The following is a 23,569-nucleotide window of genomic DNA, read 5'->3' as shown; positions in this document are numbered from 1 at the left end:
TTCAGGGCTCGCCAGGGGTGGATCCGTGGCAAAAAACTTAAAACTTAGTAGCTCACCTTAGAGGGCATTACCGCGGGGGAGCACCTCTTCAGGGAACTCAAAGTGCTCATGGGGCTGGTCTTGCGGCGCCATCCAGGCCCGGATCCCCTCATTCAAGAGAATGTTCTTGGTGTAGAACGTCTCAAACTCAGGATCCTCCGCCGCCCGCGTCTCCTGACTGATGAAGTCATACGCCCGCAGGTTCAGCGCCAACCCCACAATCCCGATGCTGGCCATCCACAGCCCCGTCACCGGCACAAACAACATGAAAAAGTGCAGCCACCGCTTGTTGGAAAAAGCAATCCCAAAAATCTGGCTCCAAAACCGGTTCGCCGTCACCATCGAATAGGTCTCTTCCGCTTGCGTCGGCTCAAACGCCCGGAAGGTGTTCGCCCCTTCCCCATCCTGGAACAAGGTGTTCTCCACCGTCGCCCCATGAATGGCACACAGCAAGGCCCCTCCCAGCACACCCGCCACACCCATCATGTGGAACGGGTTCAAGGTCCAGTTGTGGAACCCTTGCAAAAACAGCAGAAACCGGAAGATCCCCGCTACCCCAAAGCTGGGGGCGAAAAACCAGCTGCTCTGCCCCAACGGGTACATCAAAAATACGCTCACAAACACTGCAATCGGCGCGCTGAAGGCGATGGCGTTGTAAGGGCGTACCCCCACCAAGCGAGCAATCTCAAACTGCCGCAGCATGAAGCCAATCAACCCAAAGGCCCCGTGCAAGGCAACAAACGTCCACAACCCCCCGATTTGGCACCAGCGGGTGAAGTCCCCTTGCGCTTCTGGCCCCCACAACAGCAACAGGCTGTGCCCCATGCTGTCGGCAGGCGAGGAAACCGCCACTGTCAGAAAGTTCGCCCCTTCCAAGTAGGAGCTGGCCAACCCGTGGGTGTACCAAGAGGTGACAAAGGTGGTGCCGGTCAGCCAGCCGCCCAAGGCCAAGAAGGCGCAGGGGAACAGCAACAGGCCGGACCAGCCGATAAAGACAAATCTGTCGCGTTTGAGCCAGTCGTCGACGATGTCGAACCATCCTCGCTCCTGACGCACGCGTCCTACCGCTATGGTCATAAGATGAGTGTCTCCGGAATAACAACGAATGAAGTGCGATCAGGCGGCGCCCAGGATCCCTGAGCGTCACCGTCCTTCTATCTTACGAAATATCAAGAAACTGCAACACAATCTCAGAATTATGCCCAGCCACTGCTCATCCGGTGCAGGGATCCCTTCTGTTTTAGGATGGGAAGGGTTTTGGCTATAGGCAACTGGGCTGGGATCCGGAACAATACGGAGGTCATTGTGGTTCAAGCCAGGATTTTGTTCGCGTCGGCGGAGGCAGCACCACTGGCCAAGGTGGGGGGCATGGCAGATGTGGTGGGATCCCTGCCCTCGGTTTTGCGGGGGTTAGGCCAGGATGTACGCATCATCATGCCGTTTTATGGCTTCCTGTGGGATCAATTTGGGGAGAAGTCGGATCAATACCGGCGCTCCCAAGCACCCATTTGGGCCAAACAAGTGATGGGTCAAGTGGCCGAGATTTATGAGAGCGTTCTGCCCGGGACTGATGTGCCACTGTACTTGGTCAGTCACTATGCTTTTGCCCCCCATCGCATTTATTACGGCGAGGATGAGTTCTGGCGCTTCACCTTCTTTGCCAACGCTGTTGCCGAGTTTGCCTGGACCTACTACCCCTGGAAACCGAATATCATTCACTGCCACGATTGGCACACAGCCATGATCCCGGCCTGGATGCACCAAGCTTCTGACATTGGCACAGTGTTCACCATTCACAACTTGGCCTATCAAGGGCCTTGGCGCTGGCAACTGGAACGCATGACCTGGCTGCCCTGGTATTTTTCCGCCCACAATGCCATGGCTGCTGGGATCCTCTACGCCGATCAGGTGAATACCGTTTCTCCCACCTATGCGATGGAGATTCGCACCCCTCTGCACGGTGAGGGTTTACAGGATCTGCTGGCCTGGAAAGGGGAACGCCTACGGGGCATTTTGAATGGTATTGATCTGAACAAAGTGGATCCCAGTACGGATCCCAACCTGGTCGCCACCTTTAGCCTCTCAGATTTGCAGGGAAGAGCAGCGAATAAAGCGGCTCTACAGGCTCAGGCGGGTTTGGCGGCCAATCCAGAGGTATTCACGCTGGGGATGGTAGCCCGTCTGGTGGAGCAAAAGGGTATTGATCTGTTGGTTCAAGCTCTGGATCGCTTTTTGGCCTACAGCGATGCTCAATGTGTGGTGCTAGGCAGTGGCGAAGCTTACTACGAAGGGCGGATTCGGGAAATGGCCGAACGCCATCCCAATAAAATGTCCTATCAGCAGGGCTACCAACCGAAATTGGCCCAGTTGATCTACGGGGGAGCGGATGCTTTTCTGATGCCCAGCCGCTTTGAGCCCTGTGGCATCAGCCAGATGATCGCCATGCGCTACGGTTGTGTACCGATTGTGCGGCGCACAGGGGGGTTGGTGGATACCGTTAGCCATCATGTGCCCAGCAAGGGGATTGGTACCGGCTACTGTTTTGATCGCTACGAAGCCCTGGATTTTTATACTTGCCTGGCACGGGCTTGGGAAGCCTTCCAGCATAAAGAGACCTGGCAAGCGCTACAAAAGCGGGGCATGGCCACCAACTTCAGTTGGCAATGGTCGGCGCTGGAATACATCCACATGTATGAGCTGATCCTGAACTTGCCGCTGTTGCCGGAAGTAGCCCTATCCACCCAGGAATCTGAAGCGGTTCAAGCTAGTGACACCGCCAACAGCAAAGCAGCGCCAATGCCTAGGCCTAGCAGCGCCATCCCCCCCCAGCCCCGCTCCGTCAAGGGTTGAGCAACAGGTTTCTCCATACGGATGGAGGCAGCACTGGGGGAATGAGAGTGAGGTAAATTGGAACGGGTCAAAAAAGGTTTTGAGGACTACCTGCAAATGATTGGACATGGGTTTGACTTTCTGCGCCGTTCTTGGACACGTCTGTTCCTTGGCCTTTTCTTGGGTCTTGCTCTTGGGGTCGGTTCCGGCTTTTGGGCTACCGCCCAGCAATTGCCCTCCCCATCTGGGCAACAGCTCATCCCCAATCCACAGCAGTTCCGGGCTTTAGAGCAACCCAGCAGCACCCTCAGCGTTTTACGAGCTGAGCAACTGGCTGCAGAAGCCGACGCCGCCTTGCAAGCGCAAAACTACGACCGGGCTGCTGAACTCCTACAACAGGTGTTCGATGCCTACAACCAGCGCTCCAACTATCATCAGGAGCTGTCGCGGGCCTTCGCCGGGATCCAAAACCGCATTTCGGAAGAACAGCGGGAACTGGCCCGTGTTGCCGCTCAAGAACGGGATCAAGCTGCTTACGATTTGGCCGTTGTCTACCGAGCCTCAGGACGCCCAGAAGAAGCGGTGGGACGTCTGATCCAGGTGATCGGCAGCCAGGGACCAACCCGCGAACTGGGGAGCCAAGCCTATCAACAACTGCTGGAAATTGGCTTCGTCAGCACCCCTTTCCCCAGCTAGAGCCAGTCTGCAAGGTCACGGTAAAAAGCCAGGGTGGTTTGCCCGTAGGTGCGCTGGTCAGACCGCAGCAGGGATCCCACTTGTTCGGGAAGTTCGTAACCGGTGCGATGCTCGACAATCAAGATCCCTTGTTCTGGCTTAAGCAGGGGTGGGATGAGGGGCAGCAGGGGCGTATACAGCCCCGCCTCATAGGGGGGAGCAAAATAAACGTAATCGAAAGGATCCAATGCCAACCCCCGATTGAGCAACTTGCGGGCATCCCCCTGAATCACTTGAAAAGCTTGCTCCGGCTGCGCCACTTTGGCCCAGTTGGCCCGGATGATCCGACAGGCAGGAGCGGCAATTTCAATGCCGGCCACAAAAGCAGCCCCCTGGCACAGGGCTTCTGCCCCCACCGTACCTGCTCCACAGCAGAGATCCAGCCAGCGGCAGCCTTCCACCCGTCCTTGCAAAATGTTGAACAGGGCCTGACGTACCCGAGAAGGTGTGGGCCGGGTCGCTAAACCCTCTGGGGTTTGCAGTTCTCGTTTGCCACTAATTCGTAAACTCATGGGGTAGCCGTAGCGGGCAACTGACCGGTCAATCCTCCTCGTTGGGCGGCGCGATCCCGTTCCATCTGAATTTGAGCCACCAGCGGCTCCGGCAATTGGGCAGAGGCTTGCAAAGCTTGGTCAAACAAGGGTACCGCCTCGCGATCCTCCCCTTGAGAGACCAAAATTTGCGCCTTCAAATAGTACAACTCCGGGTTGTCACAGGAAGTGGCAATCGCCTGATCCACCGCCTCAAGGGCCTCTGCGTAGCGCTGCATATCCCGATAGGCCAAGGCTTGCCCGCGGTAGGACATATACTGGGGGGCCGCCAACTGAAATTGGTTCAGGGCCTTTTCCCGGTAGGTGAGCAACAGATCCATATAGCCATTCAAAAGGTTCAGTTCCGGATCGCTGCCATCCACCGCCTGTGCTGCTCGAATGGAGGCAAACAGTTGATTCAGGGTCGGCAGAGCCTTGGGCAAGCCGATCACCACGCCATCCCGCACCACCGTATTGGCTGCCTCCAGCCCATAGCCCACACCTTCGTAAAGATTGCCGCGCAGGGGATCCGTTTTCTTCAGCTCTGCGGCCACCTGCCGAGTTTGGGTGGCCAACTGAGCAAACTCCTGCATATCCCCCTCTTGATAGGCCAGTGCCGCCAACAGGGCATAGACCATCGGTTCCTCAGGAGATGCCTCTCTGGCAGTTTCCAACTTCTCCCGACTTTGGCTATAGCGCCCCGCGCAAAAGAACTCTTCAAAGGCCGCCGCCACCTCTGGGCTGATCTGCCGCGCATTGGCCCCCTCGCGGAAGGGATCCTGTGCCCAAACAGGTTGTGCGGATCCCCAAACCAAAAGAGCAGCTCCCAGCAGCCTACCCAGCCTGCCTGTCATACCCATGTTCATCCCCAATGCCTCAACCCAGACCACACACAACCTACACGACCAACCGGCTATTCCCCAAGAACGCTCCTCAGCGGAGCATTTGTGCAATCGAACCAATCGCTGCATCTTGAACCAATTCATTGGGCTCTTGAGCCAGCAAATTATGCAGCGGATCGAGGGCGCGTGGATCCCCGATTTGCCCCAGGGCACGAGCTGCCGCCTCCCGTACCGCCGCATCACCATCCGAAAGTTTGGTCACCAAAGCCGGCACAGCCTCCACCGAGCGCATTTGACCCAGTTGGTAAATGGTTTGCAGTTGAGCCTCGAGAGGGTTAGCTGCCGCTGTGGGAGCAGAGCCATATACAGACATTCCTGAACTGCCGTAGTAATACCCACTGCCACTGCGAGCCATCGAGATAGCCGAGAGGGCATTTAGAGCTTCTAGGGCACGATACCGCTCTGCCACGCTCATCTGTGGCAGTTGAGCTACCAGATCATCAAAGGCTTGCTGAACAGGATCCGGGACAGTCGCCTGCTGGGAAATGCGAGTTAAGCTCTGGTCGGCCCGCACCTGCTGCAAAGACTGAATCGCTGTCAGGCCTGCTACCACCAACGCTGCATCCGCCAAAATGGCCAGCAACGCCATCCCCCCCCAGATCTTGCTGCGACGGCTCACCTTCTGAATTTGCTTATCCACGTAGACAAAGGCTTGATGTTGCCGTTCCCAAAAGTCAGGGGCTACTTGCAGGGTTTGAGCGCTCAGATCAGGGGATAAAAGGTTTTCCTCACGAGCTAACTCCAAAGTCTGTAGCCTCTGGTTCATTCGAGAAAACTGTTTCGTCCAGAGCCAAGTAAACATCGGGTGATATCCTCTCTCCAAGCCTGCCAATAACAGCTACGCCACGTTCGCGCCAGTAGTTGCGGGTTTCGCCAGCGTCGAGTGCCGGGCAGAATCTGCCAAATTGCCCCTGTGGATCCCGAGTCGGGCTAGAGGGGGAACTTATGCGACAGGATAACAAAAGCGCCAGCCCCCTACCACCCAGTTTTTGCTATGGGTTGCGGGATGTTTCTCATTGTAGAGAGGTAACCTGAGTGTGCCGAGGGATCCGCCGCGCTTGCGTTCGAGGGAGACCGCAGTTTTCGCTTCGCTTTTGAGCAGCAAGACAAGAGGAGATTAATCTGGATACACCTATCAGAGGTCTGGATGGAAGAGGGGCACAAGCCTAGAGTTCCACAGTCGGATCCCTGCCAGTGGAGGGTCACCCTAAATACCCAAGGCTTGCCTACCTGATAGCTCTGCCAAGCTTGCTTTCCTATTCTGGTTGCGTGGGTTTGATCGAGACCAAAGAGGGGCAGGACTTTAATCCCGGAGAGAGTGGGATTTGTTCGCTTCAGCGGGCCGGATGGCCTGACCCACGGTGAGTTGCGGCAACGACCCATTAGAGACGGAGAGAGTGGGATTCGAACCCACGGTGAGTTGCCCCACACAGCATTTCCAGTGCTGCGCCTTCGACCACTCGGCCATCTCTCCAAAAGGCGTGACTCAGCTAGGGCTAAAAAGTCAGCTTTGTGATTCTAGCAGACGAATTGATCATCTAACGGGATCTGCTGGGATCCCTGGGCCAGAACACTTGACCCAAGACATCCCAACGGGAACAGCGCCAATAGTCAATATGGGATCCAATCAGCCCAGCTTCATTGATGTGCAACTCTGTCCAACCCGGGATCTGCAGACGGGGATGCCAAGGTAAAGGTAGCGACCAGCTCAAGGTCCATTCGGTGCGGATCTGAGCGCCGGTTTGCTGAATCTCGTGCAAATCGAGGCGAATATCTCGAAACCAACGTCCCATCCAAGCAATCATCTGTTGATACCGACTCAGGCCACGAAATTCATTTACGGGATCCTTGAAATACACCTGCGGATCATAAATAGAGTAGGTCTGATTTTCTGGAAAACGGGCATAGTCCTCTCGCAAAACGACCAGCAGATCGGGGCCGGGATCCCTGGGGGGGCTAGCTTGAGAAGAAGTGCTCATGCCATCGCCTCTGTGGATGTGGACAAAGTCACTGTTTCTCCGGGGGCAGGGCAACACAACTGGATGGAGGTTCTTGCGTAGGCATTTAGGGATCCCAGCCTTTCCCGAAATTCCTCTAAGCTGCCGAGGGTGCGAATTTGGGAAGCAAACCAGCCGGAGTAAACCACCTCTCCCATCGCCGTTGGCACCACCTGTCTGGGATGCAGCGCTTCCACCACTTGCAAGGCCCGTTCTGGCCCCATGATTACCTCTCCCAAAAGGGGGAAAACCTGCCCCACCACCGGAATAAGCAGCGTATAGATGGGATGGAATTCCTGCTGTAGTCGTTGGCGGATATCCGGCTCGGACAGGTGCGGTTCGTAGTAAAGCCGAGTCTGGGATTTCTCTTCTTCAAGCAGGTAGCCCAGTTCGCGGATCGGCCCCAGGGGAGCGCCAGGAACCGCCGTGATACGCACATCTCCCCACTGCACCGACCGCCAGGGAGCCAGAGCCTGTACCGAGGCAAAGCCCAAACCACGCACTACACTGGCCGCTGCCGGAGAGGCCAAAACGGGGATCCGTTTATCCAAGCGTTGCAGGGTAGGGGGGTGGCAATGATCCGGCTGGGCTTGGCTGAGCAGAATGCCATCGACTTGGGGTAGGGTTTCCGGTGTGAAAGGAGGCGGATTGCGGTGCTGGATGCGGATGAACCAGGGCAACCCCAGGAATACCAAGGGATCCACCAACCACGGATCCAGCAGCAGGGTTTGCCCTTCGGTCTGGATTAGCCAACTGTTGAGATCGATACGGGTGAGTTTCATTGTCCAGTAATGGAGAGATCGGTAACCCAGATGCGCGGGCACAAACCCCCTGGAGTCAGTTGTGGCTCGGGCTCCACATAAACAATGGATTTCAAGACCTGCAAAAAATCCCCTGCTACTGTGGCCGCTTCAATGCTGATGCGCTCCCCATTGCGAACCCACCAGCCCTGAAAAGGCAGCGAGAAGGATCCCTGCAAGGGTTTGACCCCAGCGTGCAAGGCTTGTAGTTCATCGATCCAGACAACATTCTCGGCAGTAGACAGGTCATAGGTGCTTTCCGGCGGGGATCCAGCAAACACATGGTAGTAATGGGATCCCACCGTGACCTTGGAGCCGATATTGGCATGTCCAGTCGGCTGAGCGCCCAACCGTTTGGCCGTGCCAGCGCTGTGGAGAAAGTGGGTGAGCACACCATTGGTAATCAAGGGAATCCGGCGGGTAGGGGTGCCTTCCCCATCAAAACTAATCGCCCCGACCTTACTTGGGTGCAACGCATCGTCACACACCGAGAGCAGCGGTGAGGCCACCACAGTGCCCAAAGACTCTGGGGTGGATAGGCTTTGATGATCCAAAATGCTCTGGGCATTGAACAAATTGGAGAACGCCCCTAGCAAACTCAGAAACGCCTCTCCGGAAAAGACCACGGTATATTTGCCGGAAGGGATCCGCTCATAGTCCAGGTGGCTGATCAATTTCTCGGCAGCTTCCTTGACACAGCCCTGAATATCCAACTCCTCTAGGCTGCGGCTGACCCGCAGGGCTCCCCCACTACGGGGTTTGCGGCCCTCCTGCTCGGCTTTGCTGTAGAGAAACACCGAAGTGAGGGTATGGCCTTCCTGCCGTAGGGCTTGTTCGCTATTGAGGTAAAAGCGATCAATTTGGCGCTGGGCTAAGCCATTGTAGGGCACCCCCTGAATGGCAGGATGGGATCCCAGCAATTCTTTTTCGGCGGCCACCAATTGCTCCAAGAGGTCGCTGGCCAGAGCCAGTGGCGCTTTGTCGTTGGAGGGTTGGGCAATGGGCAGGGTGGCTTCGGGGCTAAATTGGGGTGCATGTTCCCGTAGGCCAAAGTGGCTGGCCTCAAAAGCCGTCTGCAGAGCCAGTTCTAAGCCCGCCTCATCCACATCAGTCGTGGAGGTTACTCCCACCTGCCCTTGGTCATTCCAGGCCCGCACCGTCACGCTAGAGCGATTGGAGGCTTTCACCTGGCGGGGATCCCCTTGATCCACCTGCACGCTGGTTTCATCCACCTGCGCCCCGTACAGATCAAATTGATGGATCCCCAGACGTTTTGCACAGCTTTGTGCTTGTTCTGCCAATACCTCTACTTGCACAAGACTTGACTCCTTAAGATCAATTTCTACTAGGGTTCCTACGAGTGGGCCAGCCACGCGGTCAGATCCCCCAGGCTCCTCAACTTCACCAAAGCTTCCCGTTGCCGTGCTGGCAAGGCCCGAATTTCCACTTCGAGCACTGGACTGGACTTACCCAGTAGGCCAGAGCTGCCTCCCCCTGTTGGATCCCTTGTCCAGATCCGACTGGATACAGATCTCATTCTGGCCTCTGCGAAGGTTAGTCGGTGGGCTAACTCCAGCCATCTGGGGGATTAGAGATTGACCACAAAGGCATCCCGGATCCCTGGTTGCTTCAGTACTTCCTCGATGATCCCATCCGGCAGCGGATCATCCAGGCTGAGTACCATTACCGCTTCACCCCGAATCAGCTTACGCCCCACCTGCATACTGGCAATATTGACGTTGTAGGCCCCCAGCAGCGCCCCGATGCGACCGATGATCCCCGGCATATCCCGGTGCAGGGTCATGAGCATGTTGGCAGAAGGCGGAACGTTAATCGGGAACTCGTCGATCTGAGTGACCCGCACCTCCCGTTCGCCGATGAGTGCCCCGGAAACCGAGCGGATCCCATTGGGGCCATGGGCGGTTAACCTCAGGGATCCCGAATAATCCTTGAGGGCCGGATCCCGGGTTTCCACCACCCGAATACCCCGCTCTTTGGCCTCGATAGAGGCATTGACATAGTTGACCCGCTCCCGCAAGGCAAGGGTGAGCAACCCCTTTAGAGCAGCAACGATAATTGGTTGACCATCTTTTTCCGCCAAATCCCCCTGCAAGCGGATTTCCAACTGGCTGACGCGATCCCCGGCCAATTGGCCGACCAAGTTGCCCAAGGTTTCCGCCAAGTCCAGGTAGGGCCTGAGGCTTTGCAGCACCTCCGCCTGTAAACCGGGGATATTCACCGCCGAACGGGCTGGCAACCCCAACAACACATCCCGGATCTGCTCCGCCACATCAATGGCCACATTCACCTGCGCTTCTTCGGTAGAGGCGCCCAAGTGGGGAGTGAGCAGCACTTCCTTGCCCAAGGAAAATAGCGGCGACTCTTTGAGAGGTTCGGAGGCAAACACATCCAGTGCCGCCCCAGCAATTTGACCCGAGGTAATGGCCTCGTACAGGGCTTGCTCATCAATTAACCCGCCCCGGGCACAGTTGATCAAGCGGGCGGTCGGCTTCATTAGGCTGAAGGTTTCTGCATTAAAAAGATGGGTGGTCTCGGGGGTTTTGGGAATGTGCAGGGTGATGTAGTCGGATTCTTGCACTAGGGTTTTGAAGTCCACCAAGCGCACCCCCAACTGCTCCGCTCGCTCCATGGAAAGGTAGGGATCAAAGGCCAGTAACTTCATGCCCATGGCTTTGGCAATCTGGGCCACATGGGAGCCGATCCGGCCCAGCCCGACGATCCCCAGCGTTTTTTTGTAAACTTCTACCCCAACAAACTCTTGCCGTTTCCACAGGCCGGATTTGAGCGAGGCGTTGGCATCCGGCACATGGCGGGAGAGTGCCATCATCAGGGCGATGGCGTGTTCGGCAGCAGCAATGGTGTTGCCTTCCGGGGAATTGACGACAAGGATCCCGGCTTTGGTTGCCGCCGGCACATCGATATTATCTACCCCTACCCCAGCACGACCGATGATCTTGAGGTTGACGCCCGCCTCGATGACTTCCCGGGTAACCCGCGTACCGGAGCGCACCATGATGGCATCGTAGTTGGGAATGGCTGCGATCAACTGCTCGGGGGTGAGTTGCGTTTGTACCTCCACCTGGGCCACTTGGGAGAGAATATCGATTCCAGCCTGATCGATGGGATCCGTGACGATAACTTTGGGCATGAGCAACGCTAGCCTAACGGAATGCAGAGAAAAGGGTCAGGGTAACAGGCCTCGGGGTGGCTCCCACCCATTGAGCCAGATTCTGACTCAATCACAACCAGCACACTTTAATCTACCGCGAAAGTCCGCCGGCAAGTTTAAGACTCACTTCTCCAGAAAGGCCTACGGTTCCTTGAGATTAAGAACAGCCAACAAATCCCAGTCAGCCCCGAAAAGAGAGCAGTGCCTCAAGAAGAGGATCCCACTGGAGCAAGATATTTCCCATCGATCAAAAAAATGCCATTGGCAAACTGCACACTGTAGGTACCCAAGAGCCGCCGTTGTAAAACCACCCCTTGCTCGTGCAGTTGGATCAGGTTGGCCGAGCGCAGCATCGGCATCGGATCAGCCGTTTTCAGATACGGGGGCATCTCCACCACCTGAACCGTCGCCCCCACCGGCAGCAGACCTTGAACCTCTGACATGAGCGGCTCCGCGCACACAACCATCTCTAGCTTAACTGAGATTAAAGAATTGTGAATATTTGGGCCGTGATCCACAGCAAACCAAGGTATCAGAGGGGATCCCAGAGGGGCCAGGCCGGTGAGGCAAAAAATCTGAAAGCCTTTGCTGATCAGGTTTCTCGAGATTGCAGCGAATCAGATCCCTGAAGGGTCAATGCAAATTTTTTATCCAAATTCTGGAATTGATGGAACAACAAAGTGACGCCTTGTCAAGGCTAAGTAGCTTCTCGGAAGAGAAAAAATCGGCAACACCTTAAGATACTGTCAATCGACCCTAAACCTGCTATTATTCCGTGACCCCTTCCCATCCATTTTTTGTGTCCCTAGATACAGAAGTCTCATTTGCCCTCGCAATTCGAGGGGGTTCCTATCGGGGAACTGCCCACAAAGAGCTTGGCAATCTCCCCTTTGGCCCATTCGCCAGCCTGACCTTTGCCGAATTTCTTGAAAAGTGTTAAGAATAATTACATAAGTTTGCTATCTTCTCAGTTTCTTCCCTGTCCCCTCCCCAGCACCCCAAAAGAACCATGCTAGATCCCATCCCCCCACCCGCTCTTGAAGAATATCTACTGGAAACGGGTATTATCGACCGTTCCCAACTAAGCCTCGCCAAAAAATTGCAGCATCGTCAGCAGGGGCCGTTGCTGATGATCCTTTTGGAACTGAGTTTTATCGATCTCGAGCAGCTCAGCCGTCTCTTGGATTTGGGCCGTACCTACCCTTTTGACCATGCTGCAAACGCTGGATAGTCTTCAGCCCGATTGGCAAAACCATCTGGCGCAGTGGTCGATCGCTGGGCAGGGATCCCTGTTGCTGAAAAGCTGTGGAGGGAAAGATCCAACTGAACTACGTGACGCTCTACGGTCGGTTTGTGCGCCTGGCCGATCTCTGACCTTGCTCGCGGAAGACCTAGAGGTGGTGGCTGGGCCACTGACGCTACAAAGCTGGGATCCGCAAGCATCAGACCGTTTTACCCATCTTTACCTGGAGCGTTGCTCTTCTGTCCAGCACATGAGCCGTTTGGCTGCTATTGTCGCTCAGTTGCGTGCCCCTGAAGGATGCCCCTGGGATCGCGCCCAAACCCCAGAATCCCTCACCCCCTATATTCTTGAAGAAGCCTATGAAACGGTAGCCGCCATTCGAGCCGGGGATCCCGCTGCTATTGCCGATGAGCTTGGGGATTTGCTGTTGCAGGTGGTGTTGCAGTCCCAGATCTTTGCTGAGCAGAAGCACTTTGATCTAGAAGCTGTGGCTGCGGGCATTGCCGATAAGTTGATCCGTCGTCACCCGCATGTGTTTGGGGATGCTGTGATCGCAGATTTACCCGAGCTGCACCGAACCTGGGAAGACATCAAGCAAACTGAGCAACCGGATCAAACCCTCGGCCAAAAACTCCTGCACTACGCCCAAAGTTTGCCCCCTTTAATGGCTGCCCTGAAGATTTCTCGTAAAGTGGTGGGGGCGGGGTTTGAGTGGCCGGAGGTAGAAGGAATCTGGGCCAAAATCCGAGAGGAAGAAGCCGAGTTGCGCCAAGAACTGGGGCAGGCTAATCCGGATCCCTCTCGCCAAGAGGCGGAACTGGGAGATCTCTTTTTTGCGCTGGTCAACTTGGGCCGTTGGTATGAGCTGGATGCCGCCCAAGCTTTGACAGAAACCAACCTGCGCTTTGCCCATCGGTTTTTGCGTATGGAAGAATTGGCTCGAGAACAGGCAGATGCGGGATCCGGTGGCCCTCTAACTCCTCCAGATCCTACCGACCATGCTCAACCTCTCAATAATGGGGCAGGCTTCTCCAATGTCCTCAAGGGCCGCACCCTAGAACAGCTAGAAGCCCTGTGGCAGCAGGCCAAACAACAACATCCCTGATGGCTTCTGAATATGAATATGGGATCCCTACCGGAAGGGTCGGCAGTTGCCAGGCTACAGGAGTGGCGTTTACAAGCCATGGGTGCAGCCCAAGCGGCTGGGATCCCCCGAGAAGAGGTAGATATTCTGCTTCGGGAAAAGCTGGGCTGGGGGCCCTTGCAGCGGCTTATGGGCCAGGCTCCTGTGGTCAAGCTTGGGGAGCAGGATTCAGCTTGGGATTGGGATCCCTTAGAGGAAGTACAAGTTCTTTGGCAACGGCGCCTGGAAGAACGAATCCCCCTGCAATACCTGTTGGGGCAGGTTGAGTGGGCGGGGTTGAGTCTGCAGTTGACCCCGGCGGTGTTGATCCCGCGCCCGGAAACGGAACTGCTGGTGGAGCAGGCCTCTGTTTGGCTGCAAGCCAACCCTTTGCCCCAGGGATCCTATTTTGTCGATCTAGGCACCGGCAGTGGAGCCCTTGCCATTGCCTTGGCCCGTCAACACCCCGATCTGCGGCTCTTGGCGGTCGATTCCAGCCCAGAGGCGTTGAGAGTAGCAGCAGCCAATGTGGCCGCTCATACCCTAGAGAAACGGGTGCAGTTACTGTCCGGTTCTTGGTTTGTCCCTTTGGATCCCTGGCGAAATCGGCTGCGCGGCCTACTTTCAAACCCACCCTACATTCCCTCCAGCGAAATCTCTAACCTGATGCCGGAAGTGAGTTGGCACGAACCCCAGCAAGCCCTAGATGGTGGCCCGGATGGATTGGATGCTCTGCGAGTGCTGATCCAAAGAGCGCCTGAGTATCTGGCCCCGAACTCCTTTTGGGCAGTGGAGGTGATGCAGGGACAAGCCTGCTGGGTGGTGGAGCAGTTACAAGCTCTGGGGTGTTACCAGCAGATTCAAGTTCACGCGGATCTGGCGGGGATCGAGCGGGTGGTGAGTGCCCATTTCATGCCCAGTTCATAGGGTGATCCCGTTGGCCTGGTTTCTGCATTCAGGATAGGATCCGTGTGGGTTAGATTGGTTCGAGAGCAAAACTCGACAACAAGCGGGATCCTCAGCTCTCCTGGTCACCTTCTCTGTGTGAGGAAATCGTTGCGCTCAGCTGGCTCTAAACCGGATAGCCCCCAAGATACCCTCCTGACCTCTAGCAAAGAGGCAGTAGATTGGCAGTTTGCCTTTGAACGATCAGAAGTGATGCGGGCTTTTCAACAGGAGTTGCTCCTCAGTATTGGCCACGAGCTGCGCAACCCCCTCAGCAGCCAAATGGGATCCCTGCAATTGGTGTTGTCCGATCTCTGTGATTCCCCGGAAGAGGAACGGGAATACATTCAAAGTGCCAAAGAGGGTGTGGTTCGACTAATTCAGCTCCTGGAGGAATACACCCGTCTTGCTCGCCACCATCTACCCATTCAACCCCTACAGCCAGAGCCCATTCCGCTCTACCCAATCTTGCAGGATGTACATAGCCTTACCCGTCTCCAGGCACAGGATCAGGGCATCCGCTACGAGTGGCCAGCGTTGCATCCACGTGTTCATGAAACCGAACCTCAAGTCCCGGATCTACCCCCTCTCTCTGAAACCTTGACGGTCTGGGCGGATCCCTATGGCTTGGTGCAGGCTTTGTTAGGGGTGTGTCGATGGGGCATTCGCACCCTACGCTACGGCTCAATGGCCCTGCAAGCCTATCTCTCTCCCGAACGAGAAGGGCAACTGTGCTTGGAATGGAGCCTAGAGGGACGATGCCATGTGCCGATCGAACCGGATGTCAGCGCCGCTTGGCGGGTGAGCGAACGGTTGTTCAGCCAGATGGGGGGCCATCTGGAACTCTGCGAGAGCGGCATCTACCGGGTGGGGATCAAGGTGCTGTTGCGCACCGCCTGAAACAGTGGCGTCCCAATGTCAGTGTAAATGCTTCAATGTAATCGTCAGCCCGCAGGGTTACGGATTTTGGAGGCCCGGCCAGTTGAGATCGGCTTTCTCAATAAATCCCGGAATATCCCGTTCCCAGTTGCGCTGCACCCGCTGATTGGCATTCAAGTAGAGTTTGTTGTCTACAATCCGCCAAGCGAAGGGATCGACCGGGTAAAGATAGTTATTGGCCACCGCCCAAGCACAAAATCCTCCATACTGGGGCGCAAATCGCTCCGGGTTGTTGCGAAATCGCTCCAAATTGTCGGCAGTGGCAAACCTCCAGGTCACTCCACCCCATGCCCATTCGTGCTCAGCAGAACCCTGTACCGGTTGCGCATCGATGAAGTACGCCACTGGGTCGTAACCCCGAATGGCCAGGCCATCAGGAGCAAAAAAAGGCCCATCGGATCCCGCCTCTACTCCGAAGGCAATCACCGCTGTCTGGGCCTGAACCGTAGGGGTTTGTACTCGAGTGAGAATGGCTGACCCGATCCCAACAGCCAATACCGCCGAAAGAACCATCCATTGAGTCTTGCGCATGACAACCTCCCAAATTCTCCAGGCCGAGGGATCCTCAGCAAAACTGTCTAGCCCTCCTGATTCTCAGTTTCAGATCCGAACCTTGAAGAGCACTGAAGGGTTGATGAGAAGTTCCTGAGCCAGTTTGATCAAGATCACTCTAGGAGGTGGGAGAGAAGTCTGCCTGTGATCGGGATCAGATTCATCAAAATCATCAGCTTCTGGCTTAGCCTTCCCGCCGCAACGCCACTTCTGCCCGATCCAGCTGCATCAATACCCGCTCCATTCGCTCCGGCTTCAGCGGACGATTAGACATGCGGTACTGGGAAGCCAGAGTATTAAACACGGTGCGCAGGGTGGTGAAAGATTGCAGCTTATCGTAGCGTTGGCCGTGATAGCGCCCAGAAAATTCTTGAATCGCCTCCATCGCCTCAGCGCGAGCCTCTTCCGGGTTCATCAAGGGATCCCCTTCCGAAAGAACGGTGCGCAGGGTTTGAATCATCGTCATGCCGTCTTCGTAATACTTGCCCGTGAGGCGGGCCGCTTGAGCCTCTGGATTCACCAAGCCCAGCAAAAGGGTTACGGATAAGAGCAGGCCAACAAGACGCAGAAAAAAGGTTTTAAGCATGGGAAGCCCAATGTAACTTATCTTTAAGCATAAGACAGGCAGTGGCGAAAGAGGAGCAAACCACCCATGCAGCTCACCCTATCCGGCGATCTCCTGCTAACCTCCTACGGATCCCATTGGACGATGCTGGCCCTAATCCTGGGTTTTGCCTGTGCCCACAGCGGATTGGCCTATTTGCGTCCTTGGGGAGAGGAGTGGATCGGAGCCCGCCTGTATCGAGTCCTCTTCGCTTTAGTGAGCATCAGTTTGGCGCTGCTGCTGTTGATCTACTTTTTTAACCATCGCTACGACGGGGTTATCCTGTGGAATCTACAAGCTGTCCCCGGCATCCACACCACCGTGGTGATCTTATCGGCGCTCTCTTTTTTCTTTCTGTACCCAGCCACCTTTAACTTGCTGGAAATTGCCGCCATTCAAAAACCGAAAATTTATCTGTTTGAGACGGGGATCACGCGCATCACCCGTCACCCGCAAATGGTCGGCCAAGTGATTTGGTGTGTGGCCCATTCCCTTTGGATCGGATCCAGTTTTATGGTGGTGGCCTCAGTAGGTTTAATTGCTTATCATCTGTTTGCGGTTTGGCACGGGGATCACCGACTGGAGCGGAAATATGGCCAATCCTTCCGGGAGCTCAAGGCCCGCACCTCCGTGATCCCCGGCTTGGCGATTCTACAGCAGCGGCAGCAACTGCGCCCGCGAGAATTTTTCCGCTGGGCCTACCTGGGTGTGTTCAGCTTTGTATTGATTCTTTACGCCTTCCATACACAAATGGTGTCTGCAGCCAGCCAAGTTGCCTGGTAGCATGATCCCAAAGAACTTCTTTAGTTTGGGAGCCGCGATCTTGCAAGTCGCATTAGATACCTTTAATCAAGAACTTTTGACGAGTGCTGGATTGGTTTTGGTGGATTTCGGCGCTCCTTGGTGTGGGTTGTGCCGGTTCATCCAGCCGATTACCGAGCGTCTCTCAGCCGAATGGGAGGGGGCCGTTAAGGTGGTGCGGGTGAACGTGGATGAGAATTTTTTGCTCTCTCGTCGCTATCAGGTGCAGTCTCTGCCTACCTTGATTTTGTTTGAGAAAGGTCAAGAAGTGCAAAGGCTGGAGCACTTCGCCAGTCGGGATGAGGTGTTGCGCCGCTGTGAGCAATTATTCCTCACTCACCTCCGCTGTCTGAGCACGGGATCCCGTTAGTCTCCGCCCCCGCTGTGGAATCTATCGATCCCCAGGCGCCCCCCCCAGGAGTGTGCAGTGTGATCACATCCCCCGCTTGTAAAGGTCGGCTAATTTTGCTGGGCAAGGGATCCCCGTTGAGGAGATTGATCCCTACCTGTCCAGAACCCCCACCGGCTTCCCCTTGCGGGGCGTGGTGGCGACGATCGGTAAGCAGAGACAGGGTGCAATCTTCTAAAACCCGCAGGGAACGGGTCAGTCCCCAGCCGCCTCGCTGTCGGCCATGGCCACCGGAGTCTTGGCGCAACTCGTAGCGGATCACCCGCAGGGGATACTCCATTTCTAGGGCCTCGATCGGGGTATTGAGGGTGTTGCTCATGCCGACGTGGATCCCGTCCGGGCCGGGCCGAAGGGAGCTGGCACCTTGTCCACCCCCCAGGGTTTCGTAGTAGGTGAAGTGGCGGTTGCCTAGCACGCAATTGTTCATGGTGCCCTGCCCTTGGGCAATGCTCAGGGATCCCGCCACAGGGGCTAAGGCGTGCAACACAATATCGGCAATGCGCTGCGAGGTTTCCACATTGCCCGCCGCCACTGCCGCCGGAAACTCAGCATTCACCAGGCAGCCCGAGGGAGCAACAATCTCGATCGGCGCTTCTAACCCGGCATTGCTGGGGGCGGAGGGATCCAACAAACAGCGCAGAGCAAACAATACCGCCGACCGGGTTACCGCCAAAGGGGCATTCAGGTTTCCGGTTGTGGCCGCATCCGTACCCGCAAAATCCACCCGCAGGCTGTCTCCTTTGACCTCAATTTGGACGCGAATCCAGATCGGCTCTGGAGGATCCCCGTAGCCCTCCAGTTGATCCACTGCCGTATAGACCCCATCCGGCAAGGCCCGAATTTGGGCCTGCATCCGCTGGCAACTGTAATCGATCACCCCGGTGATCAACTGCCAAGCTTCTGTCTCCCCAAACTGGGCCAGCAGCTCCCGAAACCGTCTTAAGCCAATCGTGTTGGCTCCCACCTGGGCCTGTAAATCTCCACGGCGCTGCTCGGCATTGCGCACATTGGCCAAGATCAGGCGCAGCAGATCCTCGTTCCAATCCAAAGCTCCCGATGCCTGCAGGCGAGCCAACCGTACCGGCGGGATCACCAGGCCCTCCTGCCAAATCTCTGTGGAATCGGCGGGCATAGACCCAGGACGCATGCCGCCAATGTCGGCGTGATGGGCACGATTGACCGCGTAAGCACAAATGACAGCGGCTGCCTCCAAGGCAGGAATAGCCGTCACCACCGTCAGATCCGGCAAATGGGATCCCCCCTGATAGGGGTCGTTGAGGACGAACACATCCCCTGACCGCGGATCAGCTGCGATAACTGCCTGCACTGCCTCCGAGAGCGCCCCCAAATGCACCGGAATATGAGCCGCCTGAGCGATACAGGATCCCTGAGCATCGAACAAAGCCGTGGAACAATCTCGTCGCTCTTTGATATTGGCGGAATAGGAACCGCGAATCAGGCGTGCCCCCATTTCTTCAGCGATCCCCGCCAGGGCATTGGCCATCACCTGCAGTCGGATCGGATTGGCTAGGGACGAACTATCGCTCATCTCGGATAAAATCTGTCCTTAACCCAAAACACCATCCGGCGGATCCCCTGCCAAAACTGCAACCGCCGCTGCCAGAGGGTAAGGGTAGCTCGACTTTCTTGCAAACTTTGCTTCAGGCGCAATAACTCGGCGGGAGTGGGAGCCAAAGCCCCTTGAGCCGCTTCGCTCCACTCATCCATGGCCTGAGCAGTGGCCAAGAGGGCCGATCTCAAGGCCCAAACCATAGGAACAAGAGCGATCAAGGCAATGAAAAGCAGCCCATTCAAGCCACAAACCACCCAGACCGCCCACATTTCTCTCAGATCAACCTCTACATCTACAAGATCACCAAGATCATTGGGATCACTGCTGCTGCAACATCAGGGGCCGCAACACACGGCCATCTCCCACCGCCACCACCGTAGACAGCACCCGTCCCCCGCGGCGGAAGGTAATCGGCACCGATTGGCCAACCGGGATATTTTGGATGATCTGCTGCACATGCTGCACAGAGGTGACCCGCTCGCCATCCACCCCAATCAAAATGTCTCCATGGGCTAAGCCTGCCAGTTGTGCAGGGCCATCATTGAGCAGCCCCACCACTCGTACACCCCGAACCGTGGGAGCGGATCCCAACAACCGACGGCCAAGCGCAGTTTGGGCTGGCTGATCCTCCACTGCCTCGATAGCAATGCCAATGAAACCATTGGCGATGGCATTGGTGAAGGAAGCCGGAACCACTTGAACCGTAAAGCCGTTGGCGCTGTGGCTGGTGACCTGAACTGTGGGGCTGTAGGAGTTGTAGGCTTCACCCCCAACCGAGTCGCAGGGGTAGGCCACAACTGCATCTGCCAGCAACAAGGAGGCGGGCAGGGCTAGGGCAAGCTTGAACAGATGGGTTGGTTTCTGCATGGATCGACCCTGGAAACGGCAAAAAAAGAATGAGCTCGGAGACCGCACAAGTCTCAATCAAGACGGCGGAAAGCTTGACTGGGGCAGTTTGGCGCCACCCTTCCCTCAGTGATAAACCCAAAATCGGCAACTGTCGATAGGCTTGGCCGTGCTTCTGGACTGGATCCCAGGTTTTTGCTGGCATTCGTGTTGCAATTCTTCAATCTTTTGGGATCCCCAGCAGAACTCAGGTTGTCCCGGATCCTCTCAGGGTTTCAAAGGCCAGCCCATCGATCGGTAGCGTCGATCAGGGCGGAGCGGATCCCAGGTTCGGTCATGGAGTGTCCAGCATCCGGGATCACCTGAAACTCCGCTTCGGGCCAAGCCTGGTGCAGCTCCCAGGCAGAAATAGGCGGGCACACCACATCGTAGCGACCCTGCACAATTACCCCCGGCAAGTGGCGGATCCGCCCCACACCCCTGAGCAATTGATCTTCGGGATCCAGAAAACCTCGATGGACAAAGTAGTGACACTCGATGCGGGCAAAGGCCTCGGCAAATTCCCCCCGTCCGAACCGTTGGATTAGATCAGGGCTAGGGATTAGCTTACTGGTGCTGGCCTCCCAAATGGCCCAAGCCCGCGCTGCCTGCAAGCGCACCTCTTGATCAGGGTGGGTTAAGCGACGATGGTAAGCCCCCAGGAGGTCGTCCCGTTCTTCGGGCGGGATCGGCGCCAAGTAATGCTGCCAAGCTTCTGGGAAGAGGTGGCTGGCTCCTGATTGATAAAACCAGCGAATCTCGAACGAGCGCAGCAAAAAAATGCCCCGTAAAATCAGCCCCAGACAGGCTTCTGGATGGGTTTGGCTGTAGGCGAGAGCAAGGGTACTCCCCCAACTGCCCCCAAATACCACCCAGCGCTCGATCTGCAGGTGCTGGCGGAGCTTTTCGATATCCGCCACCAGATCCCAGGTGGTATTCTCCCGGAGCTCTGCATAGGGGCGACTTTGCCCGCACCCGCGCTGATCGAACAACACCACCCGCCAACGCTGGGGATCGAAATACTGCCGATACACGGGGTCAATGCCGCCCCCCGGCCCTCCATGGAGAAAAATGACCGGTTTACCCGCCGGATCCCCGCATTGCTCGTAGTGCAGCGTATGCAGGGGCGAAACCACCAACATGCCCTGATCATAGGGCTGGATGGGAGGGTAGAGATCGCGCAACATGCCAGGGATCCTACGAAGAAAAACAGGCTCAGGGAATGCGCAGGGCAATGGTCGCCTTGGGGGGGATTGCCTCCTGGAAGGTATCCCGTTCCGCCGCCACAATGATGAACTGCATTTCCTGCCCCGGCTGGGTGCCCAAATTGCTCCAGGGAACTGCCACCTCTAGGCAAGTATCCACCACCGCCTGAATTTGATGATCGATGGCATGCCAACTGTGGTACTCGCCTGCTTCTAAAAGCTTGACTGACACCTCCGTCGGATGTTGGCCAGTACTGGGTGGGGGCAAAAACAGCTGTAACAGGTGCCGGTAGTGGTAGTTGAGGGGAGCCTCTTCTGGCAAAGCCTGGAGGGGAATGGCGCTGTTAATGGTAATACGGTTGGGATAAAAACACAGCACTTGCAGGTGTTTGGGCCGTTGGATGGCCGAGCTGAAATCCAGCCGCAAATAGAAGTTGAAGTGGTCAAAGCCGTACCAGAGGCGACGAACAGTGCTGTTGCGGTGCATGGTGCCCCTTGCCCCCCCGATCTCAACTCGCCCCGCTTGGGTCCATTCTCGTTCCGCCGGACGGCCATTGATGGTGGGGTGAATAAATCCTTGCGGCAGGCGATCCCCCAGGCCATCGTGGTCTTCAAGGGGGAAGTACAGCACCGTCGGGATCGTTTCTCCCAGGTTGCTGTAGAGCGCTTGTAGGTGTTCCCGAAACAATTGATCGAAAACGGCATCGTGGGCGGAGGAATGGCCCATGCCAAACCACCAAAACCAATCGGATCCCTCAGCGGCCCAGAGGGCTTCCCAAGCTTGCGGGTTGGCGTTGGGGTGATCCTGAATCACTTGACGGGCTTGGGCGAGGAGTTCCCAGGCGCGGTTTTTGACGGGATCCCCGATCCAGGTGGTGAAATCCGACTCGATCCAGGAGCCGCTGTGTAGCTGCTCTGCCGACAAAAACTCGGTGGGGGGAAATTGATCCAAAAACTCAGACACCGTCACCAAACGGAGGGAGGGGTGCTGACTGAGGCGAGTGTAGAGGTTTTCTAGGAAGGGCTTACCGTCTTGGGGGTAGTATTCCCAGCAATTTTCTCCATCTAAGGCGATGGTCACCAGCCAGGGTTGATCCTGCGGCAGACGATTGCGAATGGTTTCTAGGTGCCCGATCAGATCTTTGGCAGCAGCATCGGCGGACATAGCACTGTAGCTGAAGCCAATCAAATCCGAAAGGCGGTGATCCCGAAAAATGATCGCCAGCTCCCCAAGTTCGGTTTCCAGGCGATAGGGCCGGTAAAGTTGATCCGGCTCGAGGATATGGCCCTGTTCATCGCGGTGAAAAGGATGCCCAAGGCTCCAGCCCAATACCCCTTCATCAGAGATAATCCAGTCGAAGCCTTGCTTTTGAATCAGCGGCAAAATCGCCGGACTCACGGATTGCTCTGAGGGCCACAGCCCGCGCGGATCCCGGCCAAAACGCTCTCGGTAGACTTGCTTAGCCCGTTCTAGGTGGGTGTGAACATCCTGTTTCCAGTGGAAGCTGTAGCGGGGTAAGGGCAAGCCCGGTCGAGCCACCCGCGCTGATCGTTCGCTCACCAACAGGGGCAAAATGGGGTGGGTATAGGGGCTGGTGGTCAGCTCCAGTTGCCCGTTGCTCTGCATTTTGGCGTGCTGGGGGATGATGGCACTGAGGATTTGTTGTTGCTTGGCATAGATGCGTTGTCGATCCGCCAGGGTGAACCCGGATCCCATCTTGATCCAGCCCTCAATCTCGGGATCCTCCTGAAACAAGGGATCAAACCAAGACAGGTTATGCCAGGCCAGCAGATCGTTGAAGTCTTGCTGAGTCCAGTACTGCAGGCACCAGTTCACCCCCTGGGATTCCCGTTGCTCGTAGAGCTGTCGATAGCGGGGATAAGGCTCAATCATGTGGGGGTAGTGGCTGTCGAAGAAGCGCTCGATTACAAAACGCAACTGCTCAGTATTCAGTTTTTCTGTCGGGGTTAGGGTCAGCTCTAAGTAAGGATCAAAAGCCGAACCCGCCACGTACTCTTCGATTTGTATGATCAGGGAGGGCACTAGATTGACGGTTTGGTGCAGGCGGGGAAACCGCTCCAACAGCAGAACAAGATCGAGGTAATCTTTGATCCCGTGCAGGCGCACCCAGGGCATGCGATATTTTCCCGCCACCGGACTTTTGTAAAGAGGCTGATGCTGGTGCCAGATCAAGGCGACGTGGAGCGGGTAGGTCATGGGGCAAACGGGATCCGACCATCACCCGGATACTAGCCCATCTCTTCTTT

At 56.3% G+C, this 23,569-nt stretch carries 25 protein-coding genes and 1 tRNA gene; 8 read left to right on the top strand and 18 right to left on the bottom strand.

What is annotated here, in order from left to right:
• Positions 1–57 precede the first annotated feature (57 nt).
• Entirely contained in the window at positions 58–1,116 is a 1,059-nt protein-coding gene (psbD, locus tag L1047_RS13760; protein ID WP_235278340.1) for a photosystem II D2 protein (photosystem q(a) protein), read from the bottom strand.
• Positions 1,117–1,344: 228 nt separating this feature from the next.
• Here psbD and glgA point away from each other — a divergent pair, with 228 nt between their 5' ends.
• Positions 1,345–2,889 (top strand): glycogen synthase GlgA, encoded by a 1,545-nt coding sequence (glgA, locus tag L1047_RS13755; protein WP_328286074.1) that lies wholly within the window; start codon positions 1,345–1,347, stop codon positions 2,887–2,889.
• A gap of 57 nt (positions 2,890–2,946) precedes the next feature.
• A complete protein-coding gene (locus L1047_RS13750; RefSeq protein ID WP_235279526.1) occupies positions 2,947–3,564 on the top strand; it encodes a hypothetical protein in 618 nt (205 codons plus the stop codon).
• Here the strand turns inward: L1047_RS13750 and rsmD are convergent.
• From rsmD to L1047_RS13700, 10 genes are all read right to left on the bottom strand, one after another.
• The gene (rsmD, locus tag L1047_RS13745) at positions 3,561–4,115 is read right to left on the bottom strand and encodes a 16S rRNA (guanine(966)-N(2))-methyltransferase RsmD (RefSeq protein ID WP_235279525.1); all 555 of its coding nucleotides are present in this window, start codon (positions 4,113–4,115) and stop codon (positions 3,561–3,563) included. The two genes, L1047_RS13750 and rsmD, sit on opposite strands and share 4 nt — an antisense overlap.
• Positions 4,112–4,987, bottom strand: a complete 876-nt coding sequence (locus L1047_RS13740) for a Sll0314/Alr1548 family TPR repeat-containing protein (protein WP_235279524.1) — start codon at positions 4,985–4,987, stop codon at positions 4,112–4,114. Before L1047_RS13740 ends, rsmD begins: the two co-directional genes overlap by 4 nt.
• Positions 4,988–5,066: 79 nt before the next feature.
• Positions 5,067–5,837: a HEAT repeat domain-containing protein gene (locus L1047_RS13735; protein ID WP_235279523.1), complete on the bottom strand. Its 771-nt coding sequence runs from the start codon at positions 5,835–5,837 to the stop codon at positions 5,067–5,069.
• A 587-nt stretch (positions 5,838–6,424) separates the two neighbouring features.
• Positions 6,425–6,509 (bottom strand) — tRNA-Ser (locus L1047_RS13730).
• A 64-nt stretch (positions 6,510–6,573) separates the two neighbouring features.
• Positions 6,574–7,014, bottom strand: a complete 441-nt coding sequence (locus L1047_RS13725) for a DUF2358 domain-containing protein (protein WP_235279522.1) — start codon at positions 7,012–7,014, stop codon at positions 6,574–6,576.
• The gene (locus L1047_RS13720; RefSeq protein ID WP_235279521.1) at positions 7,011–7,814 is read right to left on the bottom strand and encodes an MBL fold metallo-hydrolase; all 804 of its coding nucleotides are present in this window, start codon (positions 7,812–7,814) and stop codon (positions 7,011–7,013) included. Before L1047_RS13720 ends, L1047_RS13725 begins: the two co-directional genes overlap by 4 nt.
• Positions 7,811–9,148 (bottom strand): TldD/PmbA family protein, encoded by a 1,338-nt coding sequence (locus L1047_RS13715; RefSeq protein WP_235279520.1) that lies wholly within the window; start codon positions 9,146–9,148, stop codon positions 7,811–7,813. The genes L1047_RS13720 and L1047_RS13715 overlap by 4 nt, the downstream gene beginning before the upstream one ends.
• Positions 9,149–9,186: 38 nt before the next feature.
• Positions 9,187–9,369 carry a hypothetical protein gene (locus L1047_RS13710; RefSeq protein ID WP_235279519.1) on the bottom strand — a complete coding sequence of 61 codons (183 nt, stop codon included), beginning with the start codon at positions 9,367–9,369 and terminating at the stop codon, positions 9,187–9,189.
• Positions 9,370–9,420: 51 nt separating this feature from the next.
• Positions 9,421–11,001, bottom strand: a complete 1,581-nt coding sequence (gene serA / locus L1047_RS13705; protein ID WP_235279518.1) for a phosphoglycerate dehydrogenase — start codon at positions 10,999–11,001, stop codon at positions 9,421–9,423.
• A gap of 227 nt (positions 11,002–11,228) precedes the next feature.
• Positions 11,229–11,465, bottom strand: a complete 237-nt coding sequence (locus tag L1047_RS13700) for a DUF3148 domain-containing protein (protein ID WP_235279517.1) — start codon at positions 11,463–11,465, stop codon at positions 11,229–11,231.
• Between the two features lie 566 nt (positions 11,466–12,031).
• Here L1047_RS13700 and L1047_RS13695 point away from each other — a divergent pair.
• The 4 genes from L1047_RS13695 to L1047_RS13680 all read left to right on the top strand — a co-directional run bounded on the left by L1047_RS13695 (position 12,032) and on the right by L1047_RS13680 (position 15,233).
• The gene (locus L1047_RS13695; protein WP_041438119.1) at positions 12,032–12,253 is read left to right on the top strand and encodes a DUF2949 domain-containing protein; all 222 of its coding nucleotides are present in this window, start codon (positions 12,032–12,034) and stop codon (positions 12,251–12,253) included.
• The gene (gene mazG / locus L1047_RS13690) at positions 12,234–13,370 is read left to right on the top strand and encodes a nucleoside triphosphate pyrophosphohydrolase (protein WP_235279696.1); all 1,137 of its coding nucleotides are present in this window, start codon (positions 12,234–12,236) and stop codon (positions 13,368–13,370) included. Before L1047_RS13695 ends, mazG begins: the two co-directional genes overlap by 20 nt.
• Positions 13,371–13,382: 12 nt before the next feature.
• The gene (gene prmC, locus L1047_RS13685; protein ID WP_235279516.1) at positions 13,383–14,315 is read left to right on the top strand and encodes a peptide chain release factor N(5)-glutamine methyltransferase; all 933 of its coding nucleotides are present in this window, start codon (positions 13,383–13,385) and stop codon (positions 14,313–14,315) included.
• 129 nt (positions 14,316–14,444) lie between these two features.
• A complete protein-coding gene (locus L1047_RS13680; RefSeq protein ID WP_235279515.1) occupies positions 14,445–15,233 on the top strand; it encodes a sensor histidine kinase in 789 nt (262 codons plus the stop codon).
• A 57-nt stretch (positions 15,234–15,290) separates the two neighbouring features.
• Here L1047_RS13680 and L1047_RS13675 read toward each other — a convergent pair whose 3' ends face one another.
• Together L1047_RS13675 and psb27 are read right to left on the bottom strand one after the other, a co-directional pair.
• Positions 15,291–15,803 (bottom strand): YHS domain-containing (seleno)protein, encoded by a 513-nt coding sequence (locus tag L1047_RS13675; protein WP_235279514.1) that lies wholly within the window; start codon positions 15,801–15,803, stop codon positions 15,291–15,293.
• A gap of 205 nt (positions 15,804–16,008) precedes the next feature.
• Complete coding sequence (psb27, locus tag L1047_RS13670; protein WP_235279513.1) at positions 16,009–16,410, bottom strand: photosystem II protein Psb27; 402 nt, start codon at positions 16,408–16,410, stop codon at positions 16,009–16,011.
• A 66-nt stretch (positions 16,411–16,476) separates the two neighbouring features.
• On the opposite strand from psb27, the gene L1047_RS13665 reads away from it, so the two are divergent.
• The gene (locus L1047_RS13665; RefSeq protein WP_235279512.1) at positions 16,477–17,211 is read left to right on the top strand and encodes an NnrU family protein; all 735 of its coding nucleotides are present in this window, start codon (positions 16,477–16,479) and stop codon (positions 17,209–17,211) included.
• A gap of 40 nt (positions 17,212–17,251) precedes the next feature.
• Complete coding sequence (locus tag L1047_RS13660) at positions 17,252–17,599, top strand: thioredoxin family protein (RefSeq protein WP_235279511.1); 348 nt, start codon at positions 17,252–17,254, stop codon at positions 17,597–17,599.
• Here the strand turns inward: L1047_RS13660 and L1047_RS13655 are convergent.
• From L1047_RS13655 to L1047_RS13635, 5 genes are all read right to left on the bottom strand, one after another.
• A complete protein-coding gene (locus tag L1047_RS13655) occupies positions 17,562–19,187 on the bottom strand; it encodes a hydantoinase B/oxoprolinase family protein (RefSeq protein WP_235279510.1) in 1,626 nt (541 codons plus the stop codon). The two genes, L1047_RS13660 and L1047_RS13655, sit on opposite strands and share 38 nt — an antisense overlap.
• Positions 19,184–19,399, bottom strand: coding sequence for a hypothetical protein (locus L1047_RS13650; RefSeq protein ID WP_235279509.1), 216 nt, complete (start codon positions 19,397–19,399; stop codon positions 19,184–19,186). Before L1047_RS13650 ends, L1047_RS13655 begins: the two co-directional genes overlap by 4 nt.
• A gap of 130 nt (positions 19,400–19,529) precedes the next feature.
• The gene (locus L1047_RS13645; protein WP_235279508.1) at positions 19,530–20,078 is read right to left on the bottom strand and encodes a PDZ domain-containing protein; all 549 of its coding nucleotides are present in this window, start codon (positions 20,076–20,078) and stop codon (positions 19,530–19,532) included.
• Positions 20,079–20,332: 254 nt separating this feature from the next.
• The gene (gene pip / locus L1047_RS13640; protein WP_235279507.1) at positions 20,333–21,283 is read right to left on the bottom strand and encodes a prolyl aminopeptidase; all 951 of its coding nucleotides are present in this window, start codon (positions 21,281–21,283) and stop codon (positions 20,333–20,335) included.
• A gap of 28 nt (positions 21,284–21,311) precedes the next feature.
• On the bottom strand, positions 21,312–23,519 hold the full coding sequence (locus L1047_RS13635; RefSeq protein WP_235279506.1) for a glycoside hydrolase: 2,208 nt from the start codon (positions 23,517–23,519) through the stop codon (positions 21,312–21,314).
• Between the last annotated feature and the right edge of the window lie 50 nt (positions 23,520–23,569).

The organism is Synechococcus sp. Nb3U1, from assembly GCF_021533835.1.
In the GTDB taxonomy this organism is placed as follows: domain Bacteria; phylum Cyanobacteriota; class Cyanobacteriia; order Thermostichales; family Thermostichaceae; genus Thermostichus.
This window is presented reverse-complemented; position numbering and strand designations above follow the sequence as displayed.